This window comes from Mucilaginibacter sp. R-33 (assembly GCF_049949235.1).
Taxonomy (GTDB): Bacteria; Bacteroidota; Bacteroidia; order Sphingobacteriales; family Sphingobacteriaceae; genus Mucilaginibacter.
Window position 1 is genome coordinate 1 of the sequence record NZ_CP188089.1, and the last position, 19673, is coordinate 19673.

Here is a 19673-nt window from a genome sequence, read left to right on the forward strand (position 1 = left end):
ATGGAAAAAACTTGTACGAACGTTTGGAATAGCTGCCTTCAGATCATCAAAGACAACATACCGGCCCAGAGTTTTAAAACCTGGTTTGAGCCGATAAAAGCTTTGAGAATGGAGGGAAGCGTATTAACCATACAAGTACCAAGTTTATTCTTTTACGAGTGGCTTGAAGAGCACTATGTAGGGTTACTGCGCAAGACAATAAAAAAACAATTGGGCGACGAAGGACGTTTAGAGTATAATATAGTTGTTGAGCAATCATCAAGTAAACCATACACAACTAATATGCCTTCAAACGGAAATGGCGCTGATTCAAAACATCAGAGTATGCCGATACCTATTTCAATTAACAAGGATATTAAAAACCCCTTTGTTATACCCGGGCTCAAAAAGTTGAACGTAGACCCTCAGCTTAACCGTAACTATACCTTCGAAAACTTTGTTGAAGGTGACTGCAACCGTTTGGCCCGCTCTGCCGGTTATGCCGTTGCCGCTAAACCCGGAGGTACTTCATTTAACCCTTTAATGATTTACGGCGGTGTAGGTTTGGGTAAAACCCACCTGGCACAAGCTATTGGTAACGAAATTAAGCGCACCCTGCCCGATAAACTGGTACTGTATGTATCATGCGAAAAATTTACGCAGCAATTTGTTGATGCCTTAAAGCACAACAACATTAACGACTTTGTGAACTTTTACCAGGCTATTGACGTGCTGATCATGGACGATGTGCACAACTTTGCCGGCAAAGAAAAAACACAGGATTTCTTCTTCCATATATTTAACCATCTGCACCAATCGGGCAAACAACTGATCATTACATCAGATAAAGCGCCTAAGGATCTGGCTGGTTTGGAAGAACGTCTGCTTTCGAGGTTTAAATGGGGCTTATCTGCCGATTTGCAGATCCCTGACCTGGAAACCCGTATGGCTATCCTGAAGAACAAAATTTACCAGGATGGTATCGATCTGTCAAACGATGTGATCGAATACGTTGCCCATAATATTGATAATAACGTACGTGAGCTGGAAGGCGCCATGGTGTCATTACTGGCACAATCAACCCTTAACCGCAAGGAGATTGACCTGAACTTGGCTAAACAAATGTTGAAAAACTTTGTGAAGAACTCATCTAAAGAAATTTCGATGGAGTATATCCAAAGTTTAGTGTGCGAGTACTTTGAAGTGCCTATTGAAATGGTAAAATCACAAACCCGTAAACGCGAAATTGTACAGGCCCGTCAAATATCGATGTACCTGGCCAAAGCACATACCAAAAGCTCATTGAAATCAATAGGTCATTTCTTTGGCGGTCGCGACCACTCAACCGTGATCTATGCCTGCCAAACTGTAGAAGATTTGATCGATACCGATAAGAAATTTAAAGGGTATGTTGCCGATATTCAGAAGAAATTGAAAATGTCGTAATAAACACGACATTTAACATACGAAGGCCTTGCATCTCATGCAGGGCTTTTTTTGTTTAACTATGCTATCCCTGAAAATTCATTGACGCGGTGTTATAAAAACAACGTGCCTTCCATTACAATTACTGACGAGCCACTTACCAGCACATTTTCGGCTGTTACCTTGATATGGATGGTAGATGGATGATTTACCAATACTCCCTGCAAAATTGTATAATCCTGGTTGGTGTTTATGTAACTGACCTGCTGCAAAAATCCGGCAAGGGGACCGGCAGCTGTTCCAGTGGCAGGATCTTCATCAATGCCATATGCGGGGTTAAAAAAGCGGGTTTCGGTTAGATAGTCACCCTCTGAAACATCGGTTGTGAATAAGTAAAACCCTTCAAAGCCGTAATTTTTTGAAATTTCTTTGAGCTTATCAGGGTTGGGTATAGCCTGATTAAGCAGCGCTCTGTTTTTTACAGGAACCATGGTGTGGGCTACTTCTGTTTTCATGATGGTAGGCTTCCAGTTATTTAATTCCAGATCGCTTGTTTCTAAGCCGAGTGCTGGCGCCACAATTTCCGGGCTAATAGTACCAAGGTTCTTCGCAGCCTGCTGTTTTACTGCTACCAGTATCAGGCCGTTTTCTTCACTGATCACAACGGGCAATTTTTCATTCTTCATAGTTACCCAATGCTCATCACCCTGACCGTTAAAAATATCCCATCCCTTAAGCAAAGCCAGGGATACAGCGCCCAGCAAATTATGACCGCCGCCACCAACCTCATAATTACCCGGAGTAAATGAACGTACCTTCAATAATTTTTCAGCATCAGAGTACCGTACAAAGGATGTTTCGGAATAGCCGAATTCGCGGGCTATGTTGTAGTATTGAGATAATTCCAGCTCGTCGTCACACCACACTACCGACAGCGGGTTGCCTTTATATGGTTGGTGGGTGAATACATCAAGTATGTAGTAAGGTAATTTTTTCATTTGATAGATTTTTGCTTGTGCAAAGTAGTGAAGGCTTTCAGGGTAAATGTCAGCCCAGTTTAAAAATGAAGAAGGACTGGATTAGTTTTTTTTCTCTTATCAGCAAATGATTAAATCAGCATATCAACTTGATTACAAATGAGGTATATTTAGTTATGAAAAAACTTATCCTCGCAGTATTTATTTTATTGTCGTTCCAATCCTTCGCCCAGCAAACGGAGCAGGATGCTATTAAGCAAACCATCAATACCATGTTTAATGCCATGCGTAAGGGCGATAGCACGATGCTTAGATCCACCTTTGCTAAAGGAATCGCTTTTCATAGCGTAGCCAATAAAAAAGATGGCTCAACAGCTTTGGAAATTGAAAACCCTGATGACTTTGTTAAAATGGTTGGCACGCCGCACAAAGGTATTTATGATGAACGAGTAACCTTTGCCGATATCAAAATTGATGGCCCGCTGGCCAGCGTTTGGGCGCCATATAAGTTTTATTTAGATGACAAATACAGCCATTGCGGGGTGGACGTTTTTCAGCTAATGAAAACCACAGATGGCTGGAAGATCATTTACATAGTTGATACAAGGCGCAAGGATAATTGCCCGGAGTGATTTTATTACGTCACCCCCAACTTCATCATTCCATAAAATAACCCGGCACAATGCATAGCCTGTTTTATTTCGTTGTTGAGCAATAATTGTTTTACCTCTTCAATAGTGTATTCTTCAACAATCAGGTCTTCCAGTTCGTCAAGGTGCTGGCCTTGTACTTTTTTGCCGCCTTTGGTTAAATAGGTAAATGTTTTATTGTTAGCTGTTGACGGGTTGCCGTATACGGTGCAGATCAATTCAAATTCGTCAAACTGGTAGCCGGTTTCTTCCAGCAATTCCCGACGTATGGCATGTACAGGTTCTTCGCCGGCATCAATCACACCGCCCGGAATTTCGAGCGAGATAACATCTGCGGCATGACGGTATTGTTTCACCATCAATACTTTATTGTCTTCGGTTATGGCTACCGCGTTAACCCAGTTTGAATACTCGAGTACATAATAATCTTCAACAATTTTACCGTTTGGCATTTCGCATCTGTCGATGCGGAGGGTAGCCCATGGGCCTTTATGGATGTATGATGATGAAAGTAGTTTCCAGGTGAGGTCTTTACTCATAGTTGTTTTGCAGAAATTGATAGATAGCGTTACGCTTGTTTATGTTTTCGAATGATGTACGATTGTGATTCTTCTCCAGCCGGTTAAATATAGAAATGACCTTTTGTAGACCGGCTAAGGTTTCGTCATTAGCTGCAAAAGGTTCATAATACATATATAACAATTGAGCTAAAGCATCCAGTTTTTCCGCCGAATAGTTTCTCTCGTTGAGTAAAATGTCAAAATCTTCGATGGTTAGTTTAAGTAGATCGTTCAATTTTAGATCATACTCATCCCGAAGCATTTGATCAGCATGTTGATCAAATGCTTCGGGGTTTACGGCGTTTTTGAAACCTGCCAGCCTTGATATCGAATATATGATCTTTTCGATCTCGCGTAAGATGTAGTCTTTTTGCATGGTTAGGATGTTGTACAGTGAGTGACTACCAGCTGCCGCTTGAACCGCCGCCGCCGCCGCTTCCGCCGCCAAAACCACCGAAGCCCCCTCCGCCAGAACCGCCGCCACCGGAAAAGCCTCCCCAGTCGCCACCGCCGCTCCGGCCTCCGCCGCCAAGCATATTACCAGCAAGGAACCACCAGAACGGGCTTGCACCCCCCCGGCGGCCGATGATCTGCCTGCCGCCGCCGCCCCCACGGTTGCGGAACACCAGGATCAGGATAACTACGATTATGACAATAACTATAAAACCCGCCGGACCGCCATTGCTTTGCTTTTGTTTTTTTGCCGCCTTATACTCGCCCTTCATAGCTTTGATGATGCTGTTGGTTCCTGCATCAAGTCCGCCATAGTAGTCGCCTTGTTTAAAGTGTGGTTTAAGGTCGTTTTGAATAATGTCCTGCGTAACAATATCTGGTAAGGCGCCTTCGGCGCCGTAGCCGGTTTGAATGCTCATTTTACGGTCGCCGATAGCTACAAGCACCAATACACCGTTGTTTTTATCTTTTTGTCCGATGCCCCATTTACGCAGGAGTTGAACTCCATAGTCGTTAATATCATAGTTGCCAACAGATTTTAAGATCACTACTGCAATTTGCGTTGAGGTAGAATCGTTAAAGGCAACTAATTTAGCCTCCAACTGCTGTTTATCAGCCTGACTTAAGGTATTGGTATAATCTGTAACAAGGGTATTTGAGCGCTGCGGGAAATCCTGAGCCGTTGCGGCAATCACGCAAAGTATAAACCCGAAGAACAGTATAAATTTTTTGAACATGTTTTTAGTTTTTAATCGCCATCCATAAAGGCAATGTCATCGGGAAGTTCGTTTTGATCGCCGTCCAGGTGAGGGAAGTACTTTTGCAGTTGCTCGCCGGCAATTTTCAGGCCTGTTACAATCCCCTCAACTATATCGCCATATTTAAAATGCTGTAGCATATCATCGCGGGTTGTGTCCCAAAAATTGGGTGGGACTACCTGATTAATGCCCGCATCGCCTATGATGGCAAATTTACGGTCGACAGTAGCTACGTATACGAGCACTCCATGCCTGAGCTTGGTTTTATGCATATTGAGCTGCTGGAAATATTTTGCAGCACGGTCGAGAACATCTTCGCTGCACCGCTTTTCGATGCAAACCCTGATCTCGCCCGACGAGCGGTGCTCAGCATCTTCAATAGCTTTGCGGATGCGCTGCTGTTCCTCTTCGTTAAATACAGCCATATATTTTTATGATTATTTTTGGGATTTCACCGATTGATTTTTGATTTCACCAATTACCAGGTATTTCGTTAACCTTCAAAAAATCGGTAAAATCAAAAAACAAAACAATCGGTGTAATTCCATCAAATTAATTAAACTCTACTTTAGGGGCTTTATCGGCGCCTGGTTCGGCAGTGAAATAACCCTTTTCGGAGAAACCGAACATTTTGGCAGTTATATTGGCCGGGAACGAACGGATCTTGCTGTTGTATTCCTGCACGGCGTCATTAAAATCTTTGCGCGATACATTGATCCTGTTTTCGGTGCCTTCCAATTGAATTTGCAGGTCGTGGAAGTTGGAGTTCGATTTCAGATCGGGATAGTTTTCGGTAATGGAAAGCAATTTGCCCAGGGCCGCGCTTAACTCACCCTGTGAAGCCTGGAATGCTTTTATTGATTCGGGTGTAAGCTTGTTGGGGTCAACTTGCACCGATGTTGCCTTTGAACGTGCCTCAACCACAGCTGTAAGGGTGCTTTTTTCAAAATTAGCTGCGCCTTTTACGGTATTAACTAAGTTAGGGATCAAGTCGCTTCGGCGCTGATAGTCGCTTTGTACTGCACCCCATTTGGCTTTAACAGTTTCATCCAATTTAACCATGCTGTTATAGCTGCATGAACTTAAGGACATAGCTGCAGCTATGATTAATATAACCGAGAATAACTTTTTCATTTGTTTTTCGTGTGTTTTTGTGACGTTTGGGGTTAGAGTGCAAATTACGTACCGTTGTTACAAAGGGCATGAGTTGCTGACAAGGTGTCAAGTTACGGCTTTTTGGTAAATTATAGAAGGATGTGAGGCCTAAGATGTGCGATATGAGAAATAATTAGATGGATTTGAGATATGAGGCGTGAGATATGGGAAATGATAATGTTCTGTTCTTTTGCCCCATAAAAGCAGAAAGCCCCATCAGGGGCTGCGTCTTTGTAAATGATTTGTATAAGGTTAATGGCGAGACCGGTTTATCCTGCCAGGCAATGTTCTTCGCGCATGGTTAGTTTGGCTACCATGTCTTTTAACAATGTACGGGCGCGGTGTAAGGTGGTACGCGATAATAGCTCGCTCATACCCAGGGATGAGCCTATTTCCTGGTGCGAGTAACCTTCAATGGCGTACATGTTAAAAACAGACCGATACGTTTTTGGTAGTTTTTGTACCAGTTTCATCAGGTCTTTAGCTTCAAGTCCATTATCATTATAGGAGCTGCTGATAGGTATAACGGCAGCTTCTTCCGCTGCAAAATCATCAACCAAAACTATTGGCTTTAATTTGCGATAACGTGATATGGCACAATGTACCATGATACGGCGGATCCATCCTTCCAAACTGCCTTCGCCCCGGTAGTTTTTCATGTTGCGGAACATTTTTATAAAACCTTCCTGTAATATATCCTGGGCTTCGTCTTTATCGGTTGCATAACGCATGCAAACTGCGAGCATACGTGGTGCTAATAACCTGTATAATTGTTCCTGGCTCTTCCTGTCGTTAGTCATGCAGCCATTCCATATAATGTGTAAGCGTTCGTCGGCGGTAGTCATTGTTTTATTATTTAAATACATGAGCTGCATGCCAATCTAAGTGCCATTTTGTAATTAATTGATTTTCAGTAAATTATTTTTTATAGGATTTTAAAACTGTTCGATAGCGTACGGTCATTGTGCAAAGCCGAACGGTTTTGAGCGTATTGAGCACTAACGGAATGGGGGTAATAATTGAAATTTAGCCGATAATATTTGTACAAAATGGGGGTTAACTTTTTTTTGGACAAAAAACGCCCAATTGTTTGATTGTTATATATATATGCAAATGTTAGCCCTGAATTCTGTTAACCCTGTTAACCCCCATTTGTTAGCAGCGTCAATCCAACCCAAAACTATATACCGCCTAAAGCTTAATAAGAAAAAGAGGCTAATCTTGATTATGATACAGCTTCCGGGTGAAAATGAGCTCAGGTAAAAATTGCTGATCAAAGTCTCCCCCTTTGGGGGAGATTTAGAGGGGGATTCTTAACTTTGCACCATCCGGGATAAAAACCCGGCATCAGTCATGACAAGAGAAACAGAGATAGTTTGCCCTCCCGGGCAACAGGAAGACGAAGTAGTTTTAAAGCAACTGGCGTCAGCAGCGCTGAAAATTCCCCTGAAAAATATTACGGCGTTAAAAATCTTAAAGCGTTCCATTGATGCGCGCGGCCGCCGGGTGGTTTACCGCATGCAGGTAAGGGTGTTTATGCAGGAGGCCTACCAACCCGAAATTTTTAATGTTAATTACCCCAACGTACAATTTGGTCGACCAGTAATCATCGTTGGTGCAGGCCCGGCCGGATTATTTGCCGCGCTGCAATGCATCGAACTTGGATTAAAACCAATTGTTATTGAACGGGGCAAGGATGTAAAACAACGCCGCCGCGATTTGGCTAATATCAACAAACAAGGCCTCGTTAACCCCGAATCAAATTATTGTTTTGGGGAAGGCGGCGCAGGTACTTATTCGGATGGTAAGCTGTATACCCGATCAACCAAGCGGGGAGACGTGAACCAGGTGCTTAAAATGTTTGTGGCCCATGGGGCGGCCGAAGATATCTTGATTGATGCCCGCCCCCACATCGGCACCAATAAACTGCCGCAAATCATTACTGCTATGCGCGAAACAGTGCTGAACGCTGGTGGAGAAATTATGTTTGATACTAAAGTAACCCAGTTGTTGGTTGATTTTGGGAAAATTAAAGGTGTGAAAACATCAGCGGGCGAAAAGATCATGGCTGACGCTGTGATCCTGGCTACGGGCCATTCAGCAAGGGATGTGTTTGAAATGCTGCACAGCCAGAATATCCTGATCGAGGCCAAACCTTTTGCTTTGGGGGTACGGATAGAACATCCGCAGGAAATAATTGACCGTGCACAATACCATTGTGAACATCGTGGCCCTGATCTGCCGCCATCATACTATAGCCTTGTCGAACAGGTTGATGACCGCGGTGTGTTTTCTTTTTGCATGTGCCCCGGCGGTATCATTGCGCCCTGCTCAACAGAAGCCGGCGAGATCGTAGTAAATGGCTGGAGTCCGTCAAAACGGAACAACCCTTTCGCCAATTCGGGTACGGTTGTACAGATTGACCTGGAAGATGTTGCGGGCAACGATAACAACCCCTTCAAGATGCTTAATTTTCAGAAGCAGGTTGAACAGGCTGCTTTTGTAGCCGGTGGCGGTAATCTTGTAGCACCCGGCCAGCGCATGGTTGATTTCGTACAGAACCGTTTATCAAACGATTTGCCTGTTAATTCATACCTGCCCGGTACTAAAAGCGTTGAACTGAAAGAAATTTTACCGGGGTGGATCAATGAGCGCTTACGTAAAGCGCTGCCGGTATTCGGTAAAAAAATGAAAGGCTATTATACCAATGAGGCCATTTTGGTTGGCGTTGAATCGCGTACATCATCTCCTGTGAAAATTCCGCGGGATAGGGAAACCTTGCAACATCCGCAGATCACAGGTTTATTTCCCTGCGGAGAGGGGGCGGGCTATGCGGGTGGTATAATTTCTGCTGCTATTGATGGGATTAATTGCGCAACTGCTGCTTTAAAAATATTATCATGACAACATCTCAAAAATTATTTAACCAGCTTGAAAGTGTTTTATCCGGCGAACCATGGTATGGCCCATCGGTTTATTACATTGTTGATAATATCAGTTTTGAAGCTGCCTATGAAAAGCCGGCCGGCTCAATACATAATATTGCCGCTATTATTTTGCACATGACCGGATGGACGGAAGAAGTAATAGACCGCATGAATGGCATGGACGCACAGTTGCCGGTTCGTGGTGACTGGCCTGAACCCGGCCTGCCCGACGAACAAAAGTGGAAATGGATTGTTGAAGATATAAAGCTGGTGAATGTAAACCTGGCAGGTTTTATCCAAAACTTTCCGGAAGAAAGATGGGGCGAAATTGTCGCCGGTAAACCGGGAGCTGATGAGAATGGCGAAACTTACGAGTATCAGGTAGCGGGTTTGATACAGCACCATATTTATCATTCCGCGCAAATTGCTTTACTAAACAGGATGATCAATGGCTAATAAAAAAACATTAATATTAGGGGCAACGCCCGATACCAGCAGGTATGCCAATTTTGCGGCTACCCGTTTGGTTGAAAGTGGACATACCATTGTTAATGTTGGCATAAAAACAGGAGAGGTTGCCGGTGTGCCTATCGAAAAGCCCGAAACCATACACCGCGATATTGATACTATAACGCTGTACATTGGCCCGCAGAATCAGCCTCCGCTGTATGATTATATATTGAACACAAAGCCTAAAAGGATCATATTTAACCCTGGTACTGAAAACAGCGAACTGAGACGCAAGGCCAATGAAAAAGGTATTGAAACAGCATATGCCTGTACGTTGGTAATGTTATCGATAGGACAGTATTAAGCTCGAAGTCTAAGTCGATAGTTCAAAGTCGGATGTCTGTCAGACATGATCAGATTAATACTTTGAACTTGTAGGGCTTAGGACTTATGACTTTGGACTCTCAACTCACTCTCCGCTGTTAAAGGCCTGCATATCTATCAGTTTCCTGTACAAACCATTGTTTTGCAATAATTCCAAATGCGAGCCACGTTCAACAATGCAGCCATTTTCAAGAACGAGAATGATATCTGCATTTTGTATGGTGCTTAAACGGTGGGCTATTATAAGCGAGGTCCGGTTCTGCATTAGGTTGTTCAATGCTTCCTGTACCAGTTTTTCGGATTCGGTATCCAATGCAGAGGTAGCTTCGTCTAATAGCATGATTGGCGGGTTGTTGAGCACCGCGCGCGCAATACAGATCCGCTGGCGCTGGCCGCCGGACAATTTTGTGCCGCGGTCGCCGGTATTGGTTTGATAGCCATTTGGCGTTTCCATAATAAAATTATGAGCGTTGGCTATTCGCGCAGCCGCTTCAACCTCTGCCTGCGTTACACCTGTTTTACCAAAAGCGATATTGTTAAAAATGGTATCATTAAATAAAATGGACTCCTGGTTAACTATACCCATTAAAGCTCTTAATGATTCCATGGTAACGGTTTGGATATTTTTACCATCGATAGAGATCGTACCAGATTGAGGCTCACTGAACCGGGGCAGCAGATCCATCAAAGTTGATTTTCCTCCGCCGGATGGCCCGACCAGGGCTACTGTTTTTCCTTTCGGAATTTCGAAGTTAATGTTTTTAAGTACATATTTTTCAGTTTCAATCAATGGCTTTCCGGTATCAGCGGATTGCTTAACATCGGGTTTAACTGCATAAGCAAATGATACATTTTCAAATGTAACCTTGTCTTCAAAGCCGGTAAGTTCTGTGGCATCAGGAGCGTTAACAATTAGTGGTTTCTCATCTATCAGCGCCAGTACGCGTTCGCCTGCTGCTATGCCGGAGTGAATGTTACTAAAAGAATCTGAAATTGCTTTAGCCGGACGCATAACCTGCGAAAAAAGGGCAATATAAACGATAAAATCCGAGGCGGCTAAAGTGCCGGTACCGCTTATAATTAGCGAGCCACCATATAACACGATGCCGGCAACCATTAAAACGCCTAAGAATTCGGATACAGGCGAGGCCATTTGCTGCCTCTTGGCCATTGATCGGGTAATTCTTGAATATTCCTTGTTTTCGTGATCGAAACGGTTTTTTATAAATGAAACAGCATTAAATGCTTTTATGATCTTAATACCCGATAATGCTTCATCAAGATTACTGATCATGTTGCTATAGGTTTGTTGTGATTCGGCGGCCTGTTCTTTAAGCCGTTTAACTATCCTCGATATTATAAACGCCGAAACAGGAATTATCAGCATGGAAAACAAGGTTAGTTTAACGGATATTACAAACAGCATTATCAGGTAGGCTATCAATTGAAAAGGTTCTTTGAAAGCAACCTGTAAAGTACCGGTAACCGAAAACTGCACCACCTGTACATCTGCCGAAATTTTTGAAAGGATATCGCCCTTGCGTTCATTACTAAAATAACCAAGGTGCAGGTTCATTACATTGTTAAATACAGTACGGCGAAGGTTAAGCAATGTATAAATACGCAGGTTTTCCATTATGCGCTGCGATAAATACCTGAATAAATTACTCAGTAAAACTGATGTAACGATTGCTATGCAAACAAACTTTAAAGCGCCAAGCGGGCCATAATGTTGATTAGCTGTATGAGCGAAAAATTCAAAGTCCTTAATAGGGTCCCACCAGTTTTTGGGTTTAACAATTACGGCATTTGCAGCGTGTTTATCAAAAATTGTAGTAAGTAAGGGTGCAAGCAACGCTATATTGAGCGTATTAAATATTACCGAAAACAACGTGCATATAAAATAAGGGAACGCGAATTTCCCTATAGGACGGGCAAAGGACAGAAGCCTGAAATAAATCTTCATTAAATAATTTTAAAAGTGCAAAGCTAATAGTAATTAAGTAATTAAAAGGTGCGAAAATATAGAACAGATCCGGTATCCCGGGTAAGCCTTAACGAGGGTATAGAAAATGTGCCATTTAAGAAACTACCTAATTTTATTATACCTTTATCAAAGATCATGCTTAACTATATCAGGCATATCAACGTTAAAAAAATGAATAATAATATAGCATTACTGGTAGGACTTAAGAATAATTTAGACTACAGTAAAAACTTCTATGCTACTACCCGCGCGCTTTACCCTGATGTTGAAATTGTTTTTACAAGTTACAATAGTACCGACGGAACCCATTTATGGTTAGATAGTTTGAATGACAGCAATGTTAGATATTATTATTCGACTGAAGAAAAAACATTTTCGGATACCTATAACAAGTGTATCGAAATAGCTACAAAAAAATACGTTGCGTTATTACATAACGATATTATAATTGCCCCCAATTTTATTGAAGCCCTGGAGAAAAGTATATCAGAACAAAATATTACCAAATTTACCACTGTTGAACCTCCCATTTTTGCTGATGATGAGAGGCCTGGCAAACTTGTAAAAGATTTTGGAGTTGATATGAATACCTTTGATATTGCCGGGTTTTACAAGTACGCTACTGATATTCAAAACAAAAATCAGCCCGATATTAAAAACGATGCTACAACTTTTTTTTTCTGTATGCTGAGGGACACACTGTTGGATATCGGTGGATTTGATCCTTTATACAATCCGATGTTTTGTGAGGATGATGATATGATTATAAGGCTTGGTTTGCTCGGCCTTACAGGGTATGTAACAGTTAATGCATTGTGTTATCACTTTGTTAGTAAAACATCCAGATTTTCGGAGGAGTATCAAAATCGTACCATGCAGATTGAACGCAACTCCAACCGTAATTTTTTCAGGAAGTGGGGTTTCAAAAATTCATCGGCAGTAAAAATAAAATACGACGTCGGGTTTGTAGTAAAGAATGGAAGCACAGAGTTGCTTGAAAAAATAGAACCACTTTGTGCTACTGTTTATGTAGATGGTGATTTCGACGAATATATTGATCGGGAGCAACGGAATACCCTGTTTAATTTAAATAATAAGATAAAATCATACCATCAAAAAAAAGAAAATGATATCCTTGTTTTTTTTGATGGTAAGAAATTTAGTGCGCGCTCGCTGGAGATCCTGGCAAATCTGAGCGGTATAATTACACGCAAACGACAAAAACGAACGGCGATAGTTTACAAGATATTAGGATTAGGTAATATGATATTTAAAAAGAATATTTTCCGGATCAGGATATCTAACTTTGCGACTTATGAACACCTGCTCATTAAAAGAAAATAATGTTTTTCAGTTTTTACAAAAATAAAATAAGCATATCGTACGGCATAACCGTTTGTAACGAATATGAGCAATTAAACGAGTTGCTGGCTCATTTGCTTAAAAACATTGATAAAAATGATGAGGTAATAATATTGCAGGACATTACTACGGAGGATGAAAAAACTACTGCGGTAATTGAACAATATAAGCATCGTGTATTACATTTAAAGGCGAAGCTTAACAGCAATTTTGCATCGTTTAAAAATAACCTGGTGCGAAATGCATCCAGCGACTACCTGTTTCAGATAGATGCCGATGAAATCCCTAAGAAGACGCTTATCAAACGTATAAAAAAACGTTTGTATCAGAAGCCAGATTGCGATTGCTTCCTGGTACCGAGGGTTAATATTGTTGAAGGGCTTACAGAGGCGCATATACAAAAATGGAACTGGACGGTTGATGATTTAAACCGCGTTAATTTTCCGGACTACCAGTTTAGGATCCTTAAACTAAACGGGCATATCAAATGGAAAAATAAGGTACATGAAGAGCTGTATGGTTTTGAAAAAAGCTGCTATTTGCCGCGAAAAAATGAGAAATATTGCCTGATGCACATTAAAAACCTTGACCGACAGGAAGCTCAGAACAATTTTTATGATACCTTGCAATCCTGACCAAACACAATTATTTTAGTGAAACGTATAGCTTTTATTGTTCAACGGTATGGCATCGAGGTTAATGGCGGTGCCGAGTATCATTGCCGTTTAGTTGCTGAAAAACTTAATGACCGTTTTAATGTTGAGGTGCTTACTACCTGTGCTAAAGATTATATGTCATGGGCAAACGAGTATGCTGCCGGAACCGAATTTATAAATGGTGTTAAAGTGATGCGTTTTAGCGTTCAACACCCAAGAGATTTAGAAAGATTTAAACTTGCAGGACGCAGGTTACGGAAAAGAAAGCAACGAAGATATCAAAAGTTGCTCAGCTACTTCGGGCAACTGAAAAACTTTGAAAAACTAACCAAAGTTAAATCCCGGGCCGAAAACGAATTAGCGTGGATAAAGGAACAGGGACCTTATGTGCCTGACCTCATTACGTTTCTGAAAACAAATCAGGAAAATTATGATGCCTTTATCTTTTTTACCTATTTGTATTATCCTACTGCTATAGGTATTTCAGTGGCCCCTCATAAATCTATACTGATACCTACCGCTCACGACGAGCCACCGATATATCTTGAATTTTTCAGAAGCTTTTTTAAACGGCCTAAGGCTATTCTTTACAATACTGAAAGTGAAAAGCGCTTTGTTAACAAACTTTTTGATAATGAGGATATCTATTCAGACATAGTTGGGGTTGGAATTGATGTGCCGGCACTTCAACCCAGTCCAGGTGCCGATGCCCTGATACAACAGGCCGGCAATTATATTATTTATATCGGACGTATAGAGGTTGCTAAGGCTTGTGATGAACTTATCAGCAACTTTATAAAGTTTAAGGCCGGCACTGATAATGATATAAAGCTTGTATTTGTAGGCAGGGCATTTATGCCGGTTACAGAGCATCCCTCAATAATTTATACCGGTTTTGTTGATGAAGACACTAAATTTAACCTGCTCAAAAATGCCAGGGCGTTGATAATCCCCTCAATATTTGAAAGCTTATCATTAGTAACGCTCGAAAGCATGGCGCATGGTATCCCCGTTATAGCCAATGAAAAATGTGAGGTTATTAAAGATCATATTAATAAAAGCGGGGCCGGCTTTCTTTATATTAACCAGGAAACTTTTACAGCGGCAATTCAAACAGCTTTCAGTAATAATACAAATGTTGCAAACCTGAGCGAAAAAGCCAAAACGTACGTAACCGAAAATTACACCTGGGTAAAGGTATTGGAGAAATTTGATGCAGCTTTTGATTATGTAACCGGCTATTCTTCGTCAAGCATTTCACAGTAAAGCTGCAGATATTGCCTTGCTGTTTCATTCCAGTTAAATTTCTGCGCATGCGCTTTGACTTTCTCTGATGGGTTATGTTGCCGGAAATGCTGCATACCCTCATTAAACGCTTTTTGCATTTCCCCGCCATCAAAGCTGGAAAAATAATAAGCACAATCGCCTGCAATTTCAGGCAACGAAGTATGGGTTGAAACAAAAACAGGCTTACCGTGGTGCATAGCCTCTATCACCGGTAAGCCAAATCCTTCGGCTATTGACGGGAAAACGAAAGCTTCGCAATTTTTATAATACCATGCTTTATCATTATCTGATATTGTTCCTATTATTTTTACCCTACTTTCCACACCATATTTTTTTGCTTCTGCCATAACTTCGTTTTCGTATGGGGTTTTTATCCCGGCAATAACGAGTTCAAAGTTATTATTGGCTAACAAAGCTGGTAAAACATGAAAATTCTTCTTTGCAGATACAATGCCTATAGTAAACAGGAAGTTGCGTTTAGGGTGATATACCGGTAAGTGGCCGTGAAGCGGTTCAAGTTTGTCGGCACCGTTGTAAATCACCGTCAATCTATTAGCTACCTCCGGAAAATAAGTGATAACATCCCTGGCTGCGAATTTGGAGATGGTTACTATACGATGGCATTTATTAATACGTTCACCTAACTTTTTCAGGTAATGATTTAGTTTTTTTTCGCCAATATTTTCGTGAACCTGGTTGATATCATGTATAGTCATGATTTTCTTGTACTTACTACGTACTTTTTTAGGTTTCAGCCTTGAAAACTGGTCGGTAAAATGAAATAACTTAATATTGTCATTATTTACGAAAAAGAACTTATGATATTTTTGACGATAAACCCGCTTTACGTCGTCGTTGTCAAAATCAGTTGTAGCATCGTATAAAAAGTAACTCAATTCAAAATCTTTGTTTTCTTTTATCAGTGCTTTCCCGAGGCTTCTTCCAAAATAAAATAAGCCCGTGTTAGGATACTGCATTGAGTCAAACGTTATCAGTACACGTGGTTTATTCATATCCATGTTTTAACTTTCTCTGACACCATAAACGGGGTTATTGTGTCTAAATTGTTTGTGCCGCTTTCCATATAGCTGGCTTTTTTGCCAACGGGAGCCCACCGGCCCGGATGTATGGGTCTTAATGAAGGGAATAACCCAAGGGTATTAATCCCTGTTAAAGCAGCAATATGCAGCGGACCGGTACCTGAAGCAATAAGGCCGTCGGCTTTACTTATAAAAGCTATCAATTGCCCCAGCGACATTTTTCCGGTCATATCCTTTACTGTTGAGGGGAGTGTTTTTAACCAGGTGGCAAGCAAAGCTTTTTCGTTTTCAGACCCTGTTATAATAATGTTGAATTTGTCGGCGGGCAACGTATGTATAAGTTCCGTAAAATTATCCAATCCCCATTCCATGCCGCTGCCGTGCGATTTAGGATGGATAATCAAGTTAAACTTATCACTTACAAGCATAGCACTTAATGCAGGCGTAAGCTCAACTTTATTATGAAAGCTATTATGGGATATGATTTCTGATAAGGGTGGGACATGCTCAAGTCCCAGCGGCTTAAGCAAAACCAGGTTAAGCTGCGCCTCGTGCAGATCAGATTTTTTGCGGCTTAATTTTACCAGCTTGTTACAAGTATACCAATGAAATACCCTGTTTGTTGTTCCTATCCGGAGCTTAATACCTGCCTGCTTTGCTATCTTAGCAATATGTTTATTAGGCAGTACATGTATTACAGCATCAATATTTTGCTTTTGCAGATATTCAATTTGATGAGGTTTGGAGAGCTTTTTTAACTCGTCGTAATTAATAAATGAATTTATTGAACTCATTGTGTTGATTACGGGCTGTGTATAGGTACGACCTAAAAAAGACACTATAGTACCAGGGAACAATTGCTTAATGTATGCTGCTACGGGTAATGTAAGTACAACATCGCCAATGGCATCAACCCTGCTTATTAAGATGTGCGGTGTTTTTATATGATTGATATCGGCCATTGCTTTGAAGAATTATACGGGCAGATTAATAAAATGCTACACATTAATTTGCAATGATAAGATTAAATCTGTTACAGGGTTAATGTAATTTTATTTCAATGTCATATTTAATCTGTATCTTTTATGGAAGGTGGCTTATAGATATTTTATTTATTTGGCCAATAGTTTATAGTTTTAAATTATTGACTTTTGCGTAAATATTAGTTATGTATGTTAATTATATAATGCGTATGATAGGCAGTAAATACGCCAATTGCCGCACAGCACGGTTTAAATATTCTTATAAGTCTTTGTTACATAATGAATAGATTTGAGCTTTATTATCACTTGCTTTGAACTTGCATCAAAATATCATTGGTCAATTAAACTTTCGTGTAATTGCACGTGCTTTAACTGTTGTCGAAAATGATCTTGACGGCAGCAGTGAACTGCTTAAAACCCTTAAATTTGATAAAAAATGCCCGGTTATTGGCATCACCGGGCCACCCGGAGCCGGCAAAAGCACGCTTGTGAACGGTATTATTGATATACTTCTAAAAGGTGCAAAAAAAATAGCTGTACTTGCTATTGATCCGACTTCTCCGTTTAATTTTGGCTCCCTGCTTGGCGATAGGATCAGAATGGCCTCCCATTTTAATCATCCCGATGTTTTTATCCGATCATTAGCCACACGGGGTTCTTTAGGCGGCTTGTCAGCAAAAATTATTGAGATGACTGATGTGTTAAGGGCCTCAGGGTTCGATTATGTGCTGATTGAAACAGTAGGCGTAGGTCAGTCTGAAATTGAAATTACCGGCCTTGCCGATATTACGCTGGTTGTATTGGTGCCAGAGGCAGGCGACGAGATTCAGCATATTAAATCGGGCTTGATGGAAATTGCTGATGCTTTTATTATCAATAAAGCTGATCGGGAAGGGGCCGATGTTTTTGCCAATAACTTAAAAAAGATTATTGGACACAGCGTTGACGAGCAGCCGCCTATTTTTAAAACTATAGCCTCTAAAAACCAGGGGCTCGGGGATATAGCCGCCTTTATACAACACACCAATTTAAAACAAAATAACAGGCGTAAATTACTGCTGACCGAAAAAGTATACAAACTTATTCAGCAAAAAATGATGACTGGAATCGATAAAAAAAAGCTTCAGCTTGATATAACTGAAGCTTTGGAATCCGGAAATTTTAACCTGTATAGTTTTGTGGATACTTATGTATAGTTATTTGATAGCTTAATGTAAAGAAAATACAGATTGAGCTTTTTTGTTTATATAAATTAATGTGAATTTTAGCTGTTCATAATTTCTTCAATGTGTTCTGCTTCAACCGGGATGCTGCCCATTAAATCTATATTACCGGTGCCGGTGATGAGGATATTGTTTTCGAGGCGGATACCCAACCCCTCCGCGGCAATGTAAATGCCTGGTTCGCACGTTAGTATATTCCCTGCTTCAAAAGGTTTATACCTGCTGGCATAGTCATGAACATCCAAGCCCAGGTGATGCGAGGTGCCATGCATGAAGTATTTTTTATACAGAGGTGTGTTTTTATCCTGTTTTTCAACATCATGCCTGTCAAGCAAGCCCAGATCGATCAGCTCTCCCGTCATGATTTTACCAACTTCCTCCTGGTATTCATTCCATACTGTGCCTGCCACAATGAGTTTGGTAGCCTCCCGCATCACTTTTAAAACGGCATTATAAACCTGGCGCTGCCGCTCAGTGAAACGGCCGCTAACAGGTATTGACCGGGTCATATCAGCGTTATAATTGCCATATTCGGCACCGAAATCAAGTAGTATTACATCGCCTTTGTTACATACCTGGTTATTATCGTTGTAATGCAGCACAATAGCGTTGGCACCTGAAGCAATAATGGGATTGTAAGCATGGCCCGTAGCACGCTGCCTGATGAATTCATGAATGATCTCAGCTTCAATTTCATACTCGGTTACACCGGGTTTGGTATATTTTAAAACACGTACAAAAGCATCTCGCGTAATATCACAGGCTTTTTGCGTGAGCTCTATTTCAATATCTGACTTTATTACCCTGAGATCGCGTAAAATTGGCGCCGAACGGGTATAAGTATGAAGTGGGTACTTTAATTTAAGAGCTTCATACATGCGGTAATCCCGATATGGAACGGTATGAGCGTACCTGTCATTTTCATTAGTATTGATGTAGATATTTTCGCTATAGTTAATAATGCTATGAAGTATGGTATCATATTCATTCAGCCAAAAAATACTTTCAATGCCCGATGCTTCGCGTGCTTCCTCTTTAGTGTATTTGTGGCCCTCCCAAATAGCTATATGTTCGTTGGTTTGTCTTAAAAAAAGTACTTCTCTGTATGCTTTATTAGGACAATCGGGGTACAAAACCAGGATGCTTTGTTCCTGATCGATGCCCGTTAGGTAAAAAAAATCCGGGTTTTGCTTAAACATAAATGCCTGATCACCACTGCGCGGGAATTCGTCACTGGCGTGAAAAATAGCGATCGAATTGGGTTTTGTTCTTGAAACGAAATTTTTTCTATTATTTGTAAATAAGCTATTTTTTATCGGCAGATATTTCATATTTATCGGTTGAATATTTTATTAAATCATTTTTTTTTAGTTATTTGTGTAACTATTACAATTTTTGGAACAATGTTTGGTCATGG

At 41.0% G+C, this 19673-nt stretch carries 20 protein-coding genes; 9 read left to right on the forward strand and 11 right to left on the reverse strand.

Going from position 1 to position 19673, the window contains the following annotated elements; genetic code table 11:
* On the forward strand, window positions 1–1425 hold the full coding sequence (gene dnaA / locus ACP26M_RS00005) for a chromosomal replication initiator protein DnaA (RefSeq protein ID WP_090528828.1): 1425 nt from the start codon (window positions 1–3) through the stop codon (window positions 1423–1425).
* 92 nt (window positions 1426–1517) lie between these two features.
* On the opposite strand, the gene ACP26M_RS00010 is transcribed toward dnaA, so the two are convergent.
* Entirely contained in the window at window positions 1518–2402 is an 885-nt protein-coding gene (locus ACP26M_RS00010) for a PhzF family phenazine biosynthesis protein (RefSeq protein WP_426585033.1), read from the reverse strand.
* Between the two features lie 155 nt (window positions 2403–2557).
* On the opposite strand from ACP26M_RS00010, the gene ACP26M_RS00015 reads away from it, so the two are divergent.
* On the forward strand, window positions 2558–3013 hold the full coding sequence (locus ACP26M_RS00015; protein ID WP_426585035.1) for a nuclear transport factor 2 family protein: 456 nt from the start codon (window positions 2558–2560) through the stop codon (window positions 3011–3013).
* Window positions 3014–3018: 5 nt separating this feature from the next.
* On the opposite strand, the gene ACP26M_RS00020 is transcribed toward ACP26M_RS00015, so the two are convergent.
* From ACP26M_RS00020 to ACP26M_RS00045, 6 genes are all read right to left on the reverse strand, one after another.
* Entirely contained in the window at window positions 3019–3570 is a 552-nt protein-coding gene (locus ACP26M_RS00020) for an NUDIX hydrolase (protein WP_426585037.1), read from the reverse strand.
* Entirely contained in the window at window positions 3563–3967 is a 405-nt protein-coding gene (locus ACP26M_RS00025) for a hypothetical protein (RefSeq protein ID WP_426585039.1), read from the reverse strand. Before ACP26M_RS00025 ends, ACP26M_RS00020 begins: the two co-directional genes overlap by 8 nt.
* A 25-nt stretch (window positions 3968–3992) precedes the next feature.
* Window positions 3993–4781 (reverse strand): TPM domain-containing protein, encoded by a 789-nt coding sequence (locus tag ACP26M_RS00030; RefSeq protein WP_426585041.1) that lies wholly within the window; start codon window positions 4779–4781, stop codon window positions 3993–3995.
* An 11-nt stretch (window positions 4782–4792) separates the two neighbouring features.
* The gene (locus ACP26M_RS00035) at window positions 4793–5227 is read right to left on the reverse strand and encodes a TPM domain-containing protein (protein ID WP_426585043.1); all 435 of its coding nucleotides are present in this window, start codon (window positions 5225–5227) and stop codon (window positions 4793–4795) included.
* 127 nt (window positions 5228–5354) lie between these two features.
* Window positions 5355–5936 carry a LemA family protein gene (locus ACP26M_RS00040; protein ID WP_090528807.1) on the reverse strand — a complete coding sequence of 194 codons (582 nt, stop codon included), beginning with the start codon at window positions 5934–5936 and terminating at the stop codon, window positions 5355–5357.
* A gap of 290 nt (window positions 5937–6226) precedes the next feature.
* On the reverse strand, window positions 6227–6802 hold the full coding sequence (locus ACP26M_RS00045) for an RNA polymerase sigma factor (protein ID WP_426585045.1): 576 nt from the start codon (window positions 6800–6802) through the stop codon (window positions 6227–6229).
* Between the two features lie 508 nt (window positions 6803–7310).
* Here ACP26M_RS00045 and ACP26M_RS00050 point away from each other — a divergent pair.
* The 3 genes from ACP26M_RS00050 to ACP26M_RS00060 are packed head-to-tail and all read left to right on the forward strand — an operon-like array spanning window position 7311 to window position 9698.
* Window positions 7311–8861 carry an NAD(P)/FAD-dependent oxidoreductase gene (locus tag ACP26M_RS00050; protein ID WP_426585047.1) on the forward strand — a complete coding sequence of 517 codons (1551 nt, stop codon included), beginning with the start codon at window positions 7311–7313 and terminating at the stop codon, window positions 8859–8861.
* A complete protein-coding gene (locus tag ACP26M_RS00055; protein WP_426585049.1) occupies window positions 8858–9340 on the forward strand; it encodes a DinB family protein in 483 nt (160 codons plus the stop codon). Before ACP26M_RS00050 ends, ACP26M_RS00055 begins: the two co-directional genes overlap by 4 nt.
* Window positions 9333–9698: a CoA-binding protein gene (locus tag ACP26M_RS00060; RefSeq protein ID WP_426585051.1), complete on the forward strand. Its 366-nt coding sequence runs from the start codon at window positions 9333–9335 to the stop codon at window positions 9696–9698. The genes ACP26M_RS00055 and ACP26M_RS00060 overlap by 8 nt, the downstream gene beginning before the upstream one ends.
* A gap of 105 nt (window positions 9699–9803) precedes the next feature.
* Here ACP26M_RS00060 and ACP26M_RS00065 read toward each other — a convergent pair whose 3' ends face one another.
* Window positions 9804–11684, reverse strand: coding sequence for an ABC transporter ATP-binding protein (locus ACP26M_RS00065; protein WP_426585053.1), 1881 nt, complete (start codon window positions 11682–11684; stop codon window positions 9804–9806).
* Window positions 11685–11732: 48 nt separating this feature from the next.
* Here ACP26M_RS00065 and ACP26M_RS00070 point away from each other — a divergent pair, with 48 nt between their 5' ends.
* The 3 genes from ACP26M_RS00070 to ACP26M_RS00080 are packed head-to-tail and all read left to right on the forward strand — an operon-like array spanning window position 11733 to window position 14989.
* Window positions 11733–13049 (forward strand): glycosyltransferase family 2 protein, encoded by a 1317-nt coding sequence (locus ACP26M_RS00070; protein ID WP_426585055.1) that lies wholly within the window; start codon window positions 11733–11735, stop codon window positions 13047–13049.
* On the forward strand, window positions 13049–13702 hold the full coding sequence (locus ACP26M_RS00075; RefSeq protein ID WP_426585057.1) for a glycosyltransferase family A protein: 654 nt from the start codon (window positions 13049–13051) through the stop codon (window positions 13700–13702). The genes ACP26M_RS00070 and ACP26M_RS00075 overlap by 1 nt, the downstream gene beginning before the upstream one ends.
* A gap of 18 nt (window positions 13703–13720) precedes the next feature.
* On the forward strand, window positions 13721–14989 hold the full coding sequence (locus ACP26M_RS00080; RefSeq protein ID WP_426585059.1) for a glycosyltransferase family 4 protein: 1269 nt from the start codon (window positions 13721–13723) through the stop codon (window positions 14987–14989).
* Here the strand turns inward: ACP26M_RS00080 and ACP26M_RS00085 are convergent.
* Both ACP26M_RS00085 and ACP26M_RS00090 read right to left on the reverse strand, forming a co-directional pair.
* Window positions 14962–16023 (reverse strand): glycosyltransferase family 4 protein, encoded by a 1062-nt coding sequence (locus ACP26M_RS00085; protein WP_426585061.1) that lies wholly within the window; start codon window positions 16021–16023, stop codon window positions 14962–14964. The two genes, ACP26M_RS00080 and ACP26M_RS00085, sit on opposite strands and share 28 nt — an antisense overlap.
* Window positions 16020–17012 carry a glycosyltransferase family 9 protein gene (locus ACP26M_RS00090; protein ID WP_426585063.1) on the reverse strand — a complete coding sequence of 331 codons (993 nt, stop codon included), beginning with the start codon at window positions 17010–17012 and terminating at the stop codon, window positions 16020–16022. Before ACP26M_RS00090 ends, ACP26M_RS00085 begins: the two co-directional genes overlap by 4 nt.
* Before the next feature lie 332 nt (window positions 17013–17344).
* Between ACP26M_RS00090 and meaB the strand changes: the two genes are divergently transcribed.
* Window positions 17345–18229 (forward strand): methylmalonyl Co-A mutase-associated GTPase MeaB, encoded by an 885-nt coding sequence (gene meaB / locus ACP26M_RS00095; protein WP_426585065.1) that lies wholly within the window; start codon window positions 17345–17347, stop codon window positions 18227–18229.
* 68 nt (window positions 18230–18297) lie between these two features.
* Here meaB and ACP26M_RS00100 read toward each other — a convergent pair whose 3' ends face one another.
* Complete coding sequence (locus ACP26M_RS00100; protein WP_426585067.1) at window positions 18298–19587, reverse strand: aminopeptidase P N-terminal domain-containing protein; 1290 nt, start codon at window positions 19585–19587, stop codon at window positions 18298–18300.
* Window positions 19588–19673: the final 86 nt, after the last annotated feature.

Coding starts and splice junctions, on each gene's coding strand:
- dnaA (WP_090528828.1), top strand. CDS start 1: ATGGAAAAAACTTGTACGAACGTTTGGAATAGCTGCCTTCAGATCATC.
- ACP26M_RS00010 (WP_426585033.1), bottom strand. CDS start 2,402: ATGAAAAAATTACCTTACTACATACTTGATGTATTCACCCACCAACCA.
- ACP26M_RS00015 (WP_426585035.1), top strand. CDS start 2,558: ATGAAAAAACTTATCCTCGCAGTATTTATTTTATTGTCGTTCCAATCC.
- ACP26M_RS00020 (WP_426585037.1), bottom strand. CDS start 3,570: ATGAGTAAAGACCTCACCTGGAAACTACTTTCATCATCATACATCCAT.
- ACP26M_RS00025 (WP_426585039.1), bottom strand. CDS start 3,967: ATGCAAAAAGACTACATCTTACGCGAGATCGAAAAGATCATATATTCG.
- ACP26M_RS00030 (WP_426585041.1), bottom strand. CDS start 4,781: ATGTTCAAAAAATTTATACTGTTCTTCGGGTTTATACTTTGCGTGATT.
- ACP26M_RS00035 (WP_426585043.1), bottom strand. CDS start 5,227: ATGGCTGTATTTAACGAAGAGGAACAGCAGCGCATCCGCAAAGCTATT.
- ACP26M_RS00040 (WP_090528807.1), bottom strand. CDS start 5,936: ATGAAAAAGTTATTCTCGGTTATATTAATCATAGCTGCAGCTATGTCC.
- ACP26M_RS00045 (WP_426585045.1), bottom strand. CDS start 6,802: ATGACTACCGCCGACGAACGCTTACACATTATATGGAATGGCTGCATG.
- ACP26M_RS00050 (WP_426585047.1), top strand. CDS start 7,311: ATGACAAGAGAAACAGAGATAGTTTGCCCTCCCGGGCAACAGGAAGAC.
- ACP26M_RS00055 (WP_426585049.1), top strand. CDS start 8,858: ATGACAACATCTCAAAAATTATTTAACCAGCTTGAAAGTGTTTTATCC.
- ACP26M_RS00060 (WP_426585051.1), top strand. CDS start 9,333: ATGGCTAATAAAAAAACATTAATATTAGGGGCAACGCCCGATACCAGC.
- ACP26M_RS00065 (WP_426585053.1), bottom strand. CDS start 11,684: ATGAAGATTTATTTCAGGCTTCTGTCCTTTGCCCGTCCTATAGGGAAA.
- ACP26M_RS00075 (WP_426585057.1), top strand. CDS start 13,049: ATGTTTTTCAGTTTTTACAAAAATAAAATAAGCATATCGTACGGCATA.
- ACP26M_RS00085 (WP_426585061.1), bottom strand. CDS start 16,023: ATGAATAAACCACGTGTACTGATAACGTTTGACTCAATGCAGTATCCT.
- ACP26M_RS00090 (WP_426585063.1), bottom strand. CDS start 17,012: ATGGCCGATATCAATCATATAAAAACACCGCACATCTTAATAAGCAGG.
- ACP26M_RS00100 (WP_426585067.1), bottom strand. CDS start 19,587: ATGAAATATCTGCCGATAAAAAATAGCTTATTTACAAATAATAGAAAA.